Source organism: Mesorhizobium captivum (assembly GCF_033977165.1).
Taxonomy (GTDB): Bacteria; Pseudomonadota; Alphaproteobacteria; order Rhizobiales; family Rhizobiaceae; genus Mesorhizobium; species Mesorhizobium captivum.
Window position 1 is genome coordinate 107,226 of sequence record NZ_JAVIJB010000008.1, and the last position, 13,186, is coordinate 120,411.

Here is a 13,186-nt window from a genome sequence, read left to right on the forward strand (position 1 = left end):
ATGACCGAGAAAGAAACCGCCGCTGCACCGATGCGGCTTCGCGCCGAACCACCGCGGGTCACCCGCCTGTCGCGCAAGGTGCTCGCCGGTATCGGCCTTGTCGCGTCGCTCGGTGTCGGCGGCGCGCTGATATACGCCCTCCAGGTCCGCGACGGAGATACTAGCGGTGAAGAGCTTTACTCGACCGACAATCGGCAAACCGCCGATGGTCTCGCCGGTCTGCCGCGCGACTACACTGGCCCGGTCCTCGGGCCGCCGCTGCCTGGCGATCTCGGCCGGCCGATCCTCGATGCCCAGAACAAGGGACAGCCCGTCGTGCCGCCGATTGTTGCGGCAGCCGCGATTGACGAAGGGGAACAACGCCGGCGAGCGGAAGAGGAGGCGGCCAGAACGTCGAGCGTGTTCTTTCAGTCTGGTGCTCGTGCGACAGCAGCCGCCGAAACGGCTGGACGCACAGCGCCGGACCTTGCCAATCCCGACCTCGGCCTTGCCGGCCAGCCAACGGCACGGGACCGCCAGCTTGCCTTCCTCAACGTGGCCGTCGATCGGCGCACTGTGGCGCCAGATCGCGTCATGCCACCGGTATCGCCTTATGTGCTTCAGGCTGGAGCGGTCATCCCGGCTGCGCTCATCACCGGCATTCGCTCCGATCTGCCAGGTCAGATCACCGCGCAGGTGACAGAGAATATCTACGACAGCCCGACCGGCCGCATCCTGCTCGTACCGCAGGGCACCCGCATCGTTGGCCAGTACGACAATCATGTCGGATTCGGGCAACGCCGGGTGCTGCTTGTCTGGAGCAGACTGATCTTCCCCAACGGCCGCTCCATAGTCCTGGAGCATCAGCCTGGCGCCGATGGCCAAGGCTATGCGGGCCTGGAAGACGGCGTCGACTACCACTGGGGCGAGTTGTTCAAGGCGGCTGCGCTTTCCACCCTGCTCAGTGTCGGCGCTGAGGCGGGCTCATCGGGCCAGGAGAGCGACATCGTGCGGGCGCTGCGCCGCGGCGCTTCCGACAGCATCAGCCAGGTCGGTCAACAGGTCGTCCAACGCCAGCTCGACATCGCACCGACGCTGACCGTCCGCCCGGGTTTCCCCGTGCGCGTTCTCGTTACGCGCGATCTCGCGCTTGAGCCGTATGGAGGCTGAAATGGCAAAGTTGAAACTCGGTCCGATTGCGGACGACAAGCCAGTCAAGGTGACGGTGGAACTGCCAGCGGCACTTCATCGCGATCTCAAGGACTACGCCGAGATCCTCGGCCGCGAGGCGGGGAATCCTCCCGCAGATCCCGTGCGCCTGATCGTCCCCATGCTGCAACGGTTCATTGCTACGGATCGGGCCTTTACGAAGGCGAAGCGCACAGGGGGAGGTTCAAGCCCAAAGGGCTGATGCCTGCAGGTTGCTGCCGTTGCTCAGGCGAAGCTGAATCGGAAAGGCGATTGCATTTTCCGGCGCCGCTCCCGGCGCCGGATTTTGAGGCTCTTGTCGGCGAGACCCATCGGCGGATTATGATTGGTGACTTGGACGCCCAGCTATCGGATCCAGTTGTTCCAACGTTCCAGGAGCATGGCTGCATTCGCGTTGATCCATTCAGCGTCGGGCACGACAATCGAATTGCGGATATCGTCAGCACCTGGCATCGTCTTGCGCGCCTGATCCGACATCAACGAAATGGCTTCACTGCTTGGCGGCGTGCAGGACAGAACCTCGCAGGCCTGCGCCTGTGCCTTTGGCGAGTTGAGCCAGAACGCGATCAGCTTGAGTGCATACTCGCGATGGGGTGCGCCTTTGATGAGCAAAATACGATCGCCGACCAGGAACGACGCCTTGCTGGACCATGCAATCGGCAGGCCCTCGGTTTGCATCGCCTTTGCCCGCGTCAGCCAGATCTGGCCCAGCGAATACTCCTCGTTGCGGAAGCCTTGCACGCTTTGATCGCCGGTCTTCCACCACAGCGTGATCGCCGGTCGAATCTGATCAAGCTTGGCCAGCGCGCGGTCGACATCGAGCGGGAACAATTTGTCCTTGGCGACGCCGTCTGCCAGGAGCGCGGCCGCCATGACGCGCCAGGGATCATCGAAGTTCGGAAAGGCCCGTCCGCCCGGAAACTTCTTAGTGTCCCACATGTCCGCCCAGGTTTCGGGAACTGGATCGCCCGCGTTGCCGATCCGATAGGCGAGCAGCGTGGCAGTCGATTGCAGCAGCGCGCCGCCGGGCGCGCATGCGTTTGGACTGAGGTCCTTTCGGTTCGCGAATTGCTGGCAGAACCCACTCAGATCCTCGGTCGCCTGACGATGCGCTTCGGAAGCGGCCTGGATTTCCCCATCGAGATAAAGGTCCCAGGTGACATTTCCGGCTTTCACCATCGCGCTCGCCTTGGCGCGCATCTCGGCGTTGGTGGCAACGACGATCACGACCTCGATGCCGGTCTCCTTGGTGAAGGGATCAAACCAGGCCGCCTTCAGCGCCCGGTCATAGGCACCTCCTGTTGAGGCGATGACCACCTGTTCTGTGGCCGATGCCGAATTCAGGGACACGGCAAGCGGTATCAGGCATGCGAAGGCACATATCGGCAGCCGGAGCCGGATGGCAGACAAGCGAATCCAGGTGGATGACATGGTGCGGTTCTCCCTTTTTGATTGGATGTTTTCCGATTGGATCGGGCGTTAGCGCCCGTCATTCGGCTGGCCAAACATGTGCGCCAGCGCCATGAGCAGCAGAGAAAGCCCAACGAAGGTCGTCGATGCAGCCGCAATCACAGGCGTGAGGTTGAAGTCGATGTCCTCGAACATCTTTCGGCCGATGGATGTGCCGTTGATGTCCGAGATGAAGAAGGCCACGGTCGCTTCGTCGAAGGACGCCAGGAAAGCAAAGACCGAAGCTGCGAAGATGCCAGGCGCGATGTTGGGCAAGACAATCCGAAAGAACGCCTGAATACGGGTGGCTCCGCAGCTCAATGCGGCGAGCTCCAGCGTCGGATCAAATCGCTGCAGCGACGCGCTGACGGTGATCACCACATAGGGAACTGCAAGAACGGTGTGAGCCACCAGAAAACCGGCAAAGCTTCCTGTGAGTTGGAGGGGCGAAAAGACCAGGTAAAGGGCGACACCCAAGACGATGTGCGGGACGATCATCGGGCCAAGAGACATCGCGAGCAGCGTGTTCTTGAAGGGAAGGTTCCCTCGGACGAGCGCTAGCGACGTCATCGTTCCGACGACCGTGGCGCTGAGCGTGGTCGCGATGGCTATCTTGAAGCTGAACCATGTCGCAGCCATCCAGTCGGGATCGCTAAAGAACCTCCGGTACCAATCCAAGGTCAACCCGCGCGGCGGAAACTGCAGATAGTCGGTCTGGCTGAGCGACATCGGCACGATGAGCAGCGTCGGCAGAACAAGGAAAAACAAAACCGTGCCGACGATCAGGCCCCCGCCGAGCAGCACCGCAAGCCTGCGCAGCCGCAAAGGAGCCGTCCGCTGGTATCGTCCTGCGCTCACGGGCAATGCAGGCAGCCCGGACGACTGGTCAATAAACACTGGACAATCCCTTGCTGAAGGAAAGCGACCTGCGGAAGGCAATGACGATCAGAAGCGTGATGGCCAGCAGAACGGTCGAGAGTGCCGCCGCGAAGGGCCAGTCGAGCAGAATGGTGGTCTGCTGGCCGATCAGCGAGGCCATCATCATCGCTTCGGGACCGCCGACCAACGCAGGCGTGATGTAGAAGCCAAGCGCAAGCACGAAGCACAGGATGGCGCCGGCAAACACGCCGGGCAGGCTCAGCGGCAGCGTCACAAGAAAGAAGGCCTTGACCTTGCCGGCCCCTAGATTGTGCGCCGCCCGCACGTAATCGTTGGGTACTGCCCGAAGGGTCGAGAAGATCGGCAGAATGGCAAAGGGCAGCAGGACGTGCGTCATTGCAAGGATCACCGCGCCTTGCGTGTAAAGCAGCTTGATCGGTCCCTGCGTCAACCCTTCCGAGATGAGGAGAGAGTTTATGAGGCCATTGCGCTGGAGAAGAACGATCCAGGCATAGGACCGGATCAAAACGGACGTCCACAGGGGGATGAGAACACATGCGGTCGTGATTGCCGCTGCGCGCTTCTTGAGCCGCGCCATAGCGAGCGCGACCGGATAGGCCAGAACAATGCAGGCAAATGTAACCGAAACGGCAGTCACGATACTGCTTGCAAGAACCGTCGCATAAAGCGGCTCTCGCAACAGGCGACCATAGGTGGCCGACGCACCTGCCGAGAGACTGAGCATGACCAGTCTCAAGAGCGGGTAGAGAAATCCGATCGCGAGGATCGCGATGGTAGGGGCAAGCAGAACCCAGGATGCCGCAGGGGTGTAGCTTCGCATTGAGCGAGCTTGCGGCCGATCCTTCTTCCCTGAAGATCGTGAGGAGGGTTGCGGCTGCCTCATGCGGCGAGCCTTTCCCTTGCCGGAAACGCTTGCAGCATCGCTTCGTCGAGCGCCGCCGCAACCAGGGCTCCTCGTTCGAGGCCGGCTATTTGATCGGCCGGCATCTCAACACGCAGCACAATTTCTTGCAGCGCTTGCGGGCGGACGAGGAGAATCTGTGTTGGCCCAACAAAGATGGAAGCCTCAACGGTGGCGGCCAGCATTCCGGACGCGTTGTCCGCCGTTGGCGCCAACTTGATGTGCTCGGGCCTGATGGCGAGGCATACAGCGCTACCCTTGGATGGGGTTGCCCGTCTCCCGCCGGTTTTCGCTTTCAGCACGATGCCTTCGGCGACTTGGATGACGTGCTTGCCGGCTTCGCTGCCGACGAGAACGCCCGGCACAAAGTTCATGGTTCCGATGAAGTCCGCAACGAAAGCGCTGCTCGGACGACGGTAGAGTTCGGCCGGTGTTCCAATCTGCTGTAACGAGCCATGATGCATGACCGCGACGCGATCCGACAGCGTCAGAGCTTCCTCCTGATCATGCGTCACATAGATGACCGTAGCGCCGAGCCGCTCCTGAATGCGCTTGATCTCGATCTGCATGGCCTCACGCAGCTTCTTGTCGAGCGCTCCAAGCGGTTCGTCCATCAAGATGACAGGAGGATCGAAAACGAGCGCGCGGGCGACCGCGACGCGCTGCTGCTGGCCTCCCGACAGTTGGCTTGGATAGCGATCTCCGTACTGCGGCAGCTTGACCAGCTCGAGCATGTCCTCGACGCGCGCAGCGATCGTCGATTTCGCGGCCCTGCGACGCATTTTGAGCGGAAAGGCGATGTTCTGCCGGACCGTCAGGTGCGGAAACAGTGCATATTTCTGGAACACCATTCCGATGTCGCGACGATAGGGCGGCAGATAGGTGATGTCTTTGTCGCCGATGCGGATTGCCCCGCTGGAGGGAGGCTCAAAGCCGGCGATCAGCGTCAACAGTGACGTCTTGCCCGATCCGGAGGGGCCGACGATGGAGACGAATTCGCCGGCCTCAATTTCCAGATCGGTTTCGTTCACCGCGACGATATCTCCGTAGCTCTTGCGGAGTCCGGAAAGGGTCAGTGCCTGGCCAATCAATGCTGCCTCCTCTCTTGGTGGAGCAGCGTCCGGCGTTGCGTCAGGCCCCGCCCTCCGGGCGCGGCATTCCCGCAATCCGGCGCCTCCGCCACCTGGAACTGTGCTCCCGCTGCTCGTGACAGAAGCGAGGAGCGCTGCTAAATAAGAAATTGATGCGACAATCTCTTTGCAAAAACTTCATATAATATTTTTGTTGCATCAAAAATGGGGACTGTCAACAAGATTGGGTGGAATCGTGCTGGATCTGAAGATCGCGGCGGGTAGCGGTGGGCAGGGCGCCAGCCTGGGAGACGCCGCTTATCGGGAAATGAAAGAGCGCCTGATCCGCGGCAAATACCGGCCCGGATACAAAATGACGGTTCGCGCCGTCGCCGAGGATTTGGGAGTGAGCTCGACGCCGGCGCGCGATGCCATCAATCGGCTGACCAGCGAAGGCGCGCTGGTTTACGCGGGGCCAAAGACCGTCATCGTCCCTGTCCTGGGTGAACAGGACCTGAAAGAGCTGACGACAATAAGGATTGCCTTAGAGGGGCTTGCTTCCGAGAAGGCTGCGCCTTTCGGATCAGAGCAACACGTTGAACTGCTTGGTCAAATTCAAGGCAGGATCAGCGCGGCTCTCGATGCCGGCAATTATGGGGAGGCGCTATGGCACAACAAGGAATTTCACTTCCATGTCTATGAGATGGCCGGTCTTCCGCATCTGATCACGATGATCGAAAGCCTGTGGCTGCGCGTGGGGCCATCGCTCTACAATCTCTATCCTGAGTTCGCGCAAGAAAGATACGGCGTGCGAAACCATCAAATGGCGATGGAAGCGCTTGCTGAGCGGGATGGCGCAGCGTTGCGGGCGGCCTTTGAGAACGACATTCGGGACGGTTATCGGCTGCTGCGGCTCGCCGCCAGGCGGGCCGCCGACGCTTGATTTTGATTTTTGTTGCATGGACTTGACGTGTCGCAATTTTGTTGCAACAAACTTGTGAAGTTCGCACGAAGGCGGACCTGAATTCCCACGGAAAGTCCCAACCATGCTCTCGCAGAACGCCAATATGGGAAGGCCGGCGCCTGATCGCGCCCGGTCGTCTAATCTCTATCGCCGTGGCCAGCGGGTGTTCCCTGCGGGCGTTACACGAGCGACCATCGAGAAAGATCCTCTGCCCATTTACCTTGAGCGAGGCGAAGGCGCCTATGTCGTCGACGTTGACGGCAATCGGCTCCTCGACCTCAACAACAATTTCACGACCTTGATCCACGGACATGGCTTCGGCCCTGTGGTCGATGCCATCGGTGACGTGCTGCGGCAGGGTACGTGTTTTGCCAATCCCATGGAGCATGAGATCGCGCTCGCCGAATTGCTGGTGTCGCGCATTCCTGCCGTCGAGTATGTCCGCTTTGTAAACAGTGGCACCGAAGCGGTCATGTATGCCCTGAAGGCCGCGCGCGCCTTCACCGGACGCTCATCGATCGTGCGCTTCGAAGGCGCCTACCACGGAGGCTACGATTGGGCCGAGGCTGGCCAAAACGGTATCGGCGAGGCCGGAGTATCGGGCAGGCGCCTGCCGAAGCTCGGCTATAGGGGTGCGCCCAAGGCTGTCGCCGACAGCGTGATCGTCCTTGATTTCAACGACGCCTCGGGCCTCGAAGAGGCCATTGCTCCGGTTGCGTCTGACGTCGCCGCCATCCTCGTGGATCCGATGCCAAGCCGGGCCGGGCTCCTGCATCCATCCGCTGACTTCATTGCCGCACTTTCTTCAACAGCGCGCAAACACGGCATTCTGATCGTTGCTGACGAGGTTCTCAACTTGCGCCAGGGCTATGCCGGCGCCTCGGCGCGTTACGGACTGGAACCCAACCTGGTCGCCGCTGGCAAGATCATCGGCGGCGGCTTTCCCATCGGCGCGATCGGCGGCCGAGCCGACGTCATGGCAGTCTTCGGCACCGACGACAAGGCGCCGCTCGTCTTACAGGGCGGCACATTTTCCGCGAATCCTGTCTCGATGATCGCTGGCCGGATCGCGATGGAAGCTTTGACTCCCGATGCCTTCGACCGTTTGGAGGAACTGGGCGATCGAGTGCGAAACGGTTTGGCACAGGCAATTTCAAAAAGGGGGGCGCCGTTTTCGGTCTCCGGAGCCACGTCGTTGTTCCGCATCCATCCAAAGATGGATGTGCCTGCGACCTACAGGGCAGCGCAGATGTCGGCGCAGGAAGCTGCAACCATGCGCGCTTTGAGCAGACATTTCCTCACGTACGGAATCCTGCTGCCGTTCGGCGCAGCTGCCTGCCTTTCGACACCCATGACGGCCGCGGAGATAGACCGGGTTGTCGCCGTTTTCGATGATTTCCTTGCTCAAGGTGAGCCAAGCGATGGAGGCAAGCAATAATGCACGCGACTGTCACCAAGAGCACCGTTGCTGATCGGATCGCGGACGCGCTGAAGCGGCACGGTGTGGAGATGATCTTTGCCCAGAGCTTGCCCTCGGCGCTCATCCTGGCGGCCGAAGCGCGGGGCATTCGTCAGATTGCCTATCGGCAGGAGAACATGGGTGGCGCCATGTCCGATGGCTATGCGCGGCTCTCCGGCAAGGTCGGTGTGGTTGCGGCCCAAAACGGCCCTGCGGCTGCCCTGCTGGTGGCGCCATTGGCCGAGTGCCTGAAGGCAAGCATTCCTGTCGTCGCGCTTGTCCAGGATGTCGAACGCGACCAGACCGATCGCAATGCTTTCCAGGACTTCGACCAGATTGCCCTGTTTCAGTCCTGCACCAAATGGGTCAGGCGCCTGACCGTTTCGGAACGGGTCGACGACTATATCGATGCGGCATTTACCGCCGCCACGTCCGGCCGCTCCGGGCCGGTCGCACTGCTTCTGCCAGCCGATTTGCTTCGATCGCCGGCGGTCGAGCAAGGCCGGACTCGCGCAAGCTGCCTGGGACGCTGGCCGCTCGATCACTCGAGACCATCGGACATTGATCTGCGGCGGGTCGCCGAACAGATAGCCAGCGCGCGCTCGCCGGTAATCGTTGCCGGCGGCGGCATCCATTGCAGCGGAGCGGTCGACGAACTGGCGCGCCTTCAAGAAGAGGCAAGCATTCCTGTCTTCACGACCAATATGGGAAAAGGCGCTGTCAGCGAGCGCCATCCGCTGTCGGCCGGAGTCCTCGGCGCACTGGTTGGACCGTGCTCGCTCGGTTTCTACAGCCGCCAACTCATGGAGGAGGCCGATCTTGTCCTGCTTGTCGGCACACGGACCAACCAGAACGGCACCGACAGTTGGCGCCAGATTCCGAAGGCAGCCAGCATCGTCCATATCGATATCGACCCGACCGAAGTGGGCCGCAACTATGAGGCAACCCGTCTGGTCGGCGACGCAGCCGAGACCCTGGCCGCTTTGCGGCAGGCGCTGTCGAAGAGCGACCTGACACAGCGAATACTCTCGCGCCCGGTGGTCGAGGCAAAGATCGCTACCTTCTGGGAACAGTTCGACCTTGCATGTGAACCTCGACGGAAATCGCCCCAGTCGCCGATACGGCCCGAACGTGTCATGGCGGGGCTACAGCGATTCCTTGAAAGGGACATCACGATCGTCGCGGATGCCAGCTATTCCTCGATGTGGATCCTCGGGCAGTTGCGCGCACCACGCGTCGGCGCGCGGTTCATTACACCGCGGGGATTGGCCGGACTAGGCTGGGGTTTGCCGCTGGCGCTGGGCGCCAAGGCCGCTCATCCCGATCGCCCAGTCGTGGCCGTTGTCGGCGATGGCGGGTTTGCCCACAGCTGGGCCGAGCTCGAGACGATGGTGCGGATGAATCTGCCGGTTACGATCATCCTTCTCAATAATGGAATACTGGGCTTTCAGCGCGACGCCGAGACCGTGAAGTTCGGCAGCTACACCTCCGCGTGTCATTTCTCAGCGGTAGATCATGCCGGCATTGCGGAAGCCTGTGGCTGCCCTTCCGTGCGCGTCGCTGATCCGGCAGAGCTCGCCCCGGCCTTGAAGCGCGGGATCGAGGGAGGTGGACCGCTTCTCATCGAGGTGATGACGGACCCGGACGCGCATCCGCCTTTGTCCCTGTTTGCAAAGATGGACGAGGCGGCATGACGGACCTTCCTCAACGTGTTGCCGTCGTGGCTGGCGGTAGCTCGGGCATTGGCCTGGCGACAGTTTCAAGCCTGCTGGAGCAGAACATCAAAGTCGCTTTCTTCGGGCAAAGCTCTGAGCATGTTGTATCGGCAAAAGAGAAGCTGTCGGTGCGCGCAGGTGCGGGAAACATTCTGGCCCGCACCCTGGAAGTGACGGAGCGCTCTCAGATAGTGAGGTTCTTCGACGAGGTGGCGAGCCTTTGGGCAATGCCGGACATCCTCGTCTACAGCGCGGGCATCTCGCCAAAGGGACCTTGCGGTGCGACGCCTTTTGTCGAGGTCTCGCCCGAGGAATGGCAGTTGGTGCAAGCCGTCAATGTCACCGGTGCGATGCTGTGCTGCCAGGCGGTCCTGCCGCACATGATCGAACAAGGATTCGGCCGCATCGTCCTCGTCGGCTCTGTTGCCGGTCGCACCATTCCCAGGATCGCAGGCGCCGCTTACGTGACCTCGAAGTCGGCGCTCTCCGGCTTGACCAGGGTGCTCGTAGCCAACAGTGCCGGCCACGATATCACCGTCAACCTCGTGGCACCCGGCCGCATCGCCACTGACATGGCCGGGCCCCCCGACAGCGAAACCAACAGGGCAGCACTTGCCCGCATTCCGGTCGGGCGTCTAGGCAAGCCCTACGATGTCGCGGCGGCAATTCGCTTCCTGGTTTCCGAGAGCGCCGGTTTCATCAACGGCGCGACCCTGGACGTCAACGGCGGAGAGTTTGCTCCGTTGTGAGGTCGGAGGGCAGGATGGAATTTCGCATACTGGTTTATTCTCGCGATGCGCAACTGTTCCTGCTGCTCCAGCACGTCCTGGCGACCGAAGGTTTCGTCTCTTCACCCGTTAGCGGGGCGGATGACATCCTGAGGTTGGTTTCCAATGATCGTGTCCGAGCGATCATCATCGACAGCTCCGCAGCTCTCTTGGATCTGTACCCCCTCAGAGCCAAACACCCACAGGTCAGCTTCATTCTGCTTTCAAATCAGCCCACCGTCACAGGGGGACTCGCCAATGGGCTGGCCGACTCGGATCTCGTCCTGACACGACCGTTCAACCCATCTCGCCTCATCGAATTCCTTCGCCGCTTGCGGGTAGAAGCGGTGGTGACGAAGCACGGCACCGGCTCAGCCGAAACTCCGTTGCGGTTTGCCGATCTGGAGATGAATTCGACAACTGTGAAAGTGCGCCGGAACGGCCATGACGTACCGCTGACGGCCCTGCAGTTTCGGCTTCTGCGGCACCTTCTCAAGAATCCAGAGAGCGTTCAGTCCCGCGAAGCTTTGATTGCTGCTTGCTGGCCGCGGGAAGCCGAAGTCGAACCAAGGACTGTAGACATCCACATGGGGCATATACGCAGGGCCCTCAAGAAATTTGGGCCGGATCTGATCCGAACTGTACGCTCACATGGATATGCGCTGGCGGCCGATGTCTCGTTCGGCGATCCCCTCCGGCTTGACGCCTAGATCGCTCGCATCGAGCCGGGCTCCAATCTCGGTCGCCGGCGAGCACGAGCCTAATTGCGCAGGCGACGAAAGACCCGAAGCCAGAAGCTGTATTCGTCCTTTTTGTCTTCAAACCACGCCTCAAGCGCGCAGAATGCTACAGCGGTGGGGGCATCACTGCCGTAAAGTTCGGCAGCGTGTTGAATTATCGAACCTTCGACAATTTCACTGGTTGTGGCGCCAAGCGATTGGTCAGCCGAACAACAGGCAAGATGACGATATAAAATTCGAGACAAGCACAACCTCCCGCGTCCGACGCAGGGAGATGAATTCTAGGGCCGGACGTTGGTGCTCACTATGAGCCGTGCAGGTGAAATATACTGCACCGTCCCAGGCATGTGCTTGGACTTGTAGCCTAATGCGCAGAATCAATTGCCGCAAGTGATTGACTGAGATTGCTATTGTCTGCGCCACCTCCGGGTTGGCTAACGGGGAGGGCGAGGGCAATATCGTTGAGGACTTGTGCATGAGTGGAGCGTTGTCGCGTTGCGGCCACAGAGACAGTCGATGTCTCAGGACCAGGACGACTGGTCGTGTGGCAGCCGGTGATCGGGATCGTGAACCGCGACATGATCACCGTCGACAAGATTAGCCGGAAAAATCACCAGGTTCGTGCCGCCGGCATGACGCAGCGAGGGGAACAGGATGCCGCGCAGCCCTGCCATGATGATCAAGTCCGCGAGCTTCCAGGATGGCGGGATTTTCTTGTCGATGCGAGCGATCTGGCGCCAGGCACAATCCCATTCCTGCCAGGCGCCGTCCCAGATGTCCGGGTCGAATCCCTGCGAAAGGTCCGCCACTTCGGCGAGCGTGATCTTGTAGGCGGCAAGCGTGGCCGGCGGGGTGATGCTGGCGCCCTGCCTGTATTCATCGAGAGCTGTCTGGGTCGAACGGGACAGATAAAGCGCTTCGACACCTGGCCGGTTGAAACGACCGCCGTCGATTGCCGCGCCTGCGCCACTGGTGGGCAGGAAAACCCATTTGGGTGTCAGATAGCGATGGAAGATCTCATCTAGACCGATTTGGGCGACCTTCACCCGCGCGCCCCGTTCTCGAGATCCCGAATGAAGGCCAGAACCGCCTCGACCTGGCCGTCGGCGACGAGCTCGGCCGCCGTGCGGTGGCCGTAGTCGGCAATCGGTTCATTGCGATACCAGTAGATCGCCCTGTTGACGTCGCCGGTGAGTTCCGTCGCGGCCGAGATCACCTTCACCATCTCGCGCATCCTACCCTGCAGGCGCTCCGATGACGGATTGCGCAGTGTGTTGCGGTGGACACCGGTCAACTGCGCCAGGTTGGCCACCTTCACGCCAAGCGCCTGCGACAGGCGCTTCGGCGAGATATAGGGCGTGCGCGGCTCCTGCAGGCTATCCACAAAGCCTGAGACCACCTTGGAATGTGCGAGCTGTGCGTGGGTCATGACAAATCTCCGACCTCTCATACGCACAATATATGCACATTTCGACGCATAGCAAGTGAACAGAGGCCCCGGCGCCTTCCTGTGCACTGCCGTCCTTCCTCATCCCTCGCGGTCGTTAGCTGGCGGCGGCAATGCATCGAGTCAGTTGTTCGAGCTACATTACGAACGGCCCCATCGCGGACATCGGCAATTCACTTCACTCCAACGGCACCGATCAGAACTGGCCGATCAGATCGGATTGCAGGGATAGGCGTTTCTGATCTCGGCATTGAAGAATTGTCCGATAGAGGAGGCTTCTAACAGCCGATCGTACATGAACTGGGGGACATTATAATATTCGAAAACCTTGCCGGTAGCGACGAACTCCACCTGAAGTGTCTCCGAAGCAGGGTCATAGCCCACCGAAGCCAAACTCGACGAGCTTACTGGCTGTCGTTCCATTCATTCCTCCGTCCATCGTGGGTTCTGAGATCGCCGGGCAGCCGTGACGTTCACATAATTCTCGTTGCCGCGTCCCTTACTCCAGTTGTGGGCAACACAAGGATCCTCGCTCGCGGCCGCTTGCCTTCCTCGGGGAGCGTTATCCTGCATCGCACAGGCAACT

The 13,186-nt window shown here is 60.8% G+C and carries 15 protein-coding genes; 7 read left to right on the plus strand and 8 right to left on the minus strand.

The features are described from left to right. Window positions 1–1,149 (plus strand): TraB/TrbI/VirB10 family type IV secretion system protein, encoded by a 1,149-nt coding sequence (locus RFM40_RS09785; protein WP_320228888.1) that lies wholly within the window; start codon window positions 1–3, stop codon window positions 1,147–1,149. 1 nt (window position 1,150) lies between these two features. Further along, window positions 1,151–1,390, plus strand: a complete 240-nt coding sequence (locus tag RFM40_RS09790) for a DUF2274 domain-containing protein (RefSeq protein WP_320228889.1) — start codon at window positions 1,151–1,153, stop codon at window positions 1,388–1,390. Between the two features lie 143 nt (window positions 1,391–1,533). Here the strand turns inward: RFM40_RS09790 and RFM40_RS09795 are convergent, their stop codons facing one another. From RFM40_RS09795 to RFM40_RS09810, 4 genes are all read right to left on the minus strand, one after another. Further along, window positions 1,534–2,619 carry an extracellular solute-binding protein gene (locus RFM40_RS09795; RefSeq protein ID WP_320228890.1) on the minus strand — a complete coding sequence of 362 codons (1,086 nt, stop codon included), beginning with the start codon at window positions 2,617–2,619 and terminating at the stop codon, window positions 1,534–1,536. Between the two features lie 48 nt (window positions 2,620–2,667). Next, window positions 2,668–3,441: an ABC transporter permease gene (locus RFM40_RS09800; RefSeq protein ID WP_320228950.1), complete on the minus strand. Its 774-nt coding sequence runs from the start codon at window positions 3,439–3,441 to the stop codon at window positions 2,668–2,670. A gap of 82 nt (window positions 3,442–3,523) precedes the next feature. Next, window positions 3,524–4,357, minus strand: coding sequence for an ABC transporter permease (locus RFM40_RS09805; protein WP_320228891.1), 834 nt, complete (start codon window positions 4,355–4,357; stop codon window positions 3,524–3,526). Window positions 4,358–4,416: 59 nt separating this feature from the next. Continuing rightward, on the minus strand, window positions 4,417–5,529 hold the full coding sequence (locus RFM40_RS09810) for an ABC transporter ATP-binding protein (protein ID WP_320228892.1): 1,113 nt from the start codon (window positions 5,527–5,529) through the stop codon (window positions 4,417–4,419). A 235-nt stretch (window positions 5,530–5,764) separates the two neighbouring features. Between RFM40_RS09810 and RFM40_RS09815 the strand changes: the two genes are divergently transcribed. The 5 genes from RFM40_RS09815 to RFM40_RS09835 all read left to right on the plus strand — a co-directional run bounded on the left by RFM40_RS09815 (window position 5,765) and on the right by RFM40_RS09835 (window position 11,123). Continuing rightward, window positions 5,765–6,451, plus strand: a complete 687-nt coding sequence (locus tag RFM40_RS09815) for a GntR family transcriptional regulator (RefSeq protein ID WP_320228893.1) — start codon at window positions 5,765–5,767, stop codon at window positions 6,449–6,451. A gap of 103 nt (window positions 6,452–6,554) precedes the next feature. Then, window positions 6,555–7,910, plus strand: coding sequence for an aspartate aminotransferase family protein (locus RFM40_RS09820; RefSeq protein ID WP_320228894.1), 1,356 nt, complete (start codon window positions 6,555–6,557; stop codon window positions 7,908–7,910). Beyond that, the gene (locus tag RFM40_RS09825; RefSeq protein WP_320228895.1) at window positions 7,910–9,625 is read left to right on the plus strand and encodes an acetolactate synthase catalytic subunit; all 1,716 of its coding nucleotides are present in this window, start codon (window positions 7,910–7,912) and stop codon (window positions 9,623–9,625) included. The genes RFM40_RS09820 and RFM40_RS09825 overlap by 1 nt, the downstream gene beginning before the upstream one ends. Further along, window positions 9,622–10,395, plus strand: coding sequence for a 3-oxoacyl-ACP reductase FabG (gene fabG, locus RFM40_RS09830; RefSeq protein WP_320228896.1), 774 nt, complete (start codon window positions 9,622–9,624; stop codon window positions 10,393–10,395). The genes RFM40_RS09825 and fabG overlap by 4 nt, the downstream gene beginning before the upstream one ends. Before the next feature lie 14 nt (window positions 10,396–10,409). Next, on the plus strand, window positions 10,410–11,123 hold the full coding sequence (locus tag RFM40_RS09835; RefSeq protein ID WP_320228897.1) for a winged helix-turn-helix transcriptional regulator: 714 nt from the start codon (window positions 10,410–10,412) through the stop codon (window positions 11,121–11,123). A gap of 50 nt (window positions 11,124–11,173) precedes the next feature. Here RFM40_RS09835 and RFM40_RS09840 read toward each other — a convergent pair whose 3' ends face one another. The 4 genes from RFM40_RS09840 to RFM40_RS09855 all read right to left on the minus strand — a co-directional run bounded on the left by RFM40_RS09840 (window position 11,174) and on the right by RFM40_RS09855 (window position 13,023). Further along, window positions 11,174–11,398, minus strand: coding sequence for a hypothetical protein (locus tag RFM40_RS09840; protein ID WP_320228898.1), 225 nt, complete (start codon window positions 11,396–11,398; stop codon window positions 11,174–11,176). Between the two features lie 276 nt (window positions 11,399–11,674). Beyond that, window positions 11,675–12,199: an RES family NAD+ phosphorylase gene (locus tag RFM40_RS09845; protein WP_320228899.1), complete on the minus strand. Its 525-nt coding sequence runs from the start codon at window positions 12,197–12,199 to the stop codon at window positions 11,675–11,677. Next, on the minus strand, window positions 12,196–12,582 hold the full coding sequence (locus RFM40_RS09850) for a hypothetical protein (RefSeq protein ID WP_320228900.1): 387 nt from the start codon (window positions 12,580–12,582) through the stop codon (window positions 12,196–12,198). The genes RFM40_RS09845 and RFM40_RS09850 overlap by 4 nt, the downstream gene beginning before the upstream one ends. 228 nt (window positions 12,583–12,810) lie before the next feature. Next, window positions 12,811–13,023: a KTSC domain-containing protein gene (locus RFM40_RS09855; protein ID WP_320228901.1), complete on the minus strand. Its 213-nt coding sequence runs from the start codon at window positions 13,021–13,023 to the stop codon at window positions 12,811–12,813. Between the last annotated feature and the right edge of the window lie 163 nt (window positions 13,024–13,186).

What these genes read in the sequence shown, in the direction of transcription:
- RFM40_RS09835 (WP_320228897.1), top strand. Translation starts at nt 10,410, where the DNA reads ATGGAATTTCGCATACTGGTTTATTCTCGCGATGCGCAACTGTTCCTG.
- RFM40_RS09825 (WP_320228895.1), top strand. Translation starts at nt 7,910, where the DNA reads ATGCACGCGACTGTCACCAAGAGCACCGTTGCTGATCGGATCGCGGAC.
- RFM40_RS09785 (WP_320228888.1), top strand. Translation starts at nt 1, where the DNA reads ATGACCGAGAAAGAAACCGCCGCTGCACCGATGCGGCTTCGCGCCGAA.
- RFM40_RS09850 (WP_320228900.1), bottom strand. Translation starts at nt 12,582, where the DNA reads ATGACCCACGCACAGCTCGCACATTCCAAGGTGGTCTCAGGCTTTGTG.
- RFM40_RS09805 (WP_320228891.1), bottom strand. Translation starts at nt 4,357, where the DNA reads ATGCGAAGCTACACCCCTGCGGCATCCTGGGTTCTGCTTGCCCCTACC.
- RFM40_RS09790 (WP_320228889.1), top strand. Translation starts at nt 1,151, where the DNA reads ATGGCAAAGTTGAAACTCGGTCCGATTGCGGACGACAAGCCAGTCAAG.
- RFM40_RS09820 (WP_320228894.1), top strand. Translation starts at nt 6,555, where the DNA reads ATGCTCTCGCAGAACGCCAATATGGGAAGGCCGGCGCCTGATCGCGCC.
- RFM40_RS09795 (WP_320228890.1), bottom strand. Translation starts at nt 2,619, where the DNA reads ATGTCATCCACCTGGATTCGCTTGTCTGCCATCCGGCTCCGGCTGCCG.
- RFM40_RS09855 (WP_320228901.1), bottom strand. Translation starts at nt 13,023, where the DNA reads ATGGAACGACAGCCAGTAAGCTCGTCGAGTTTGGCTTCGGTGGGCTAT.
- fabG (WP_320228896.1), top strand. Translation starts at nt 9,622, where the DNA reads ATGACGGACCTTCCTCAACGTGTTGCCGTCGTGGCTGGCGGTAGCTCG.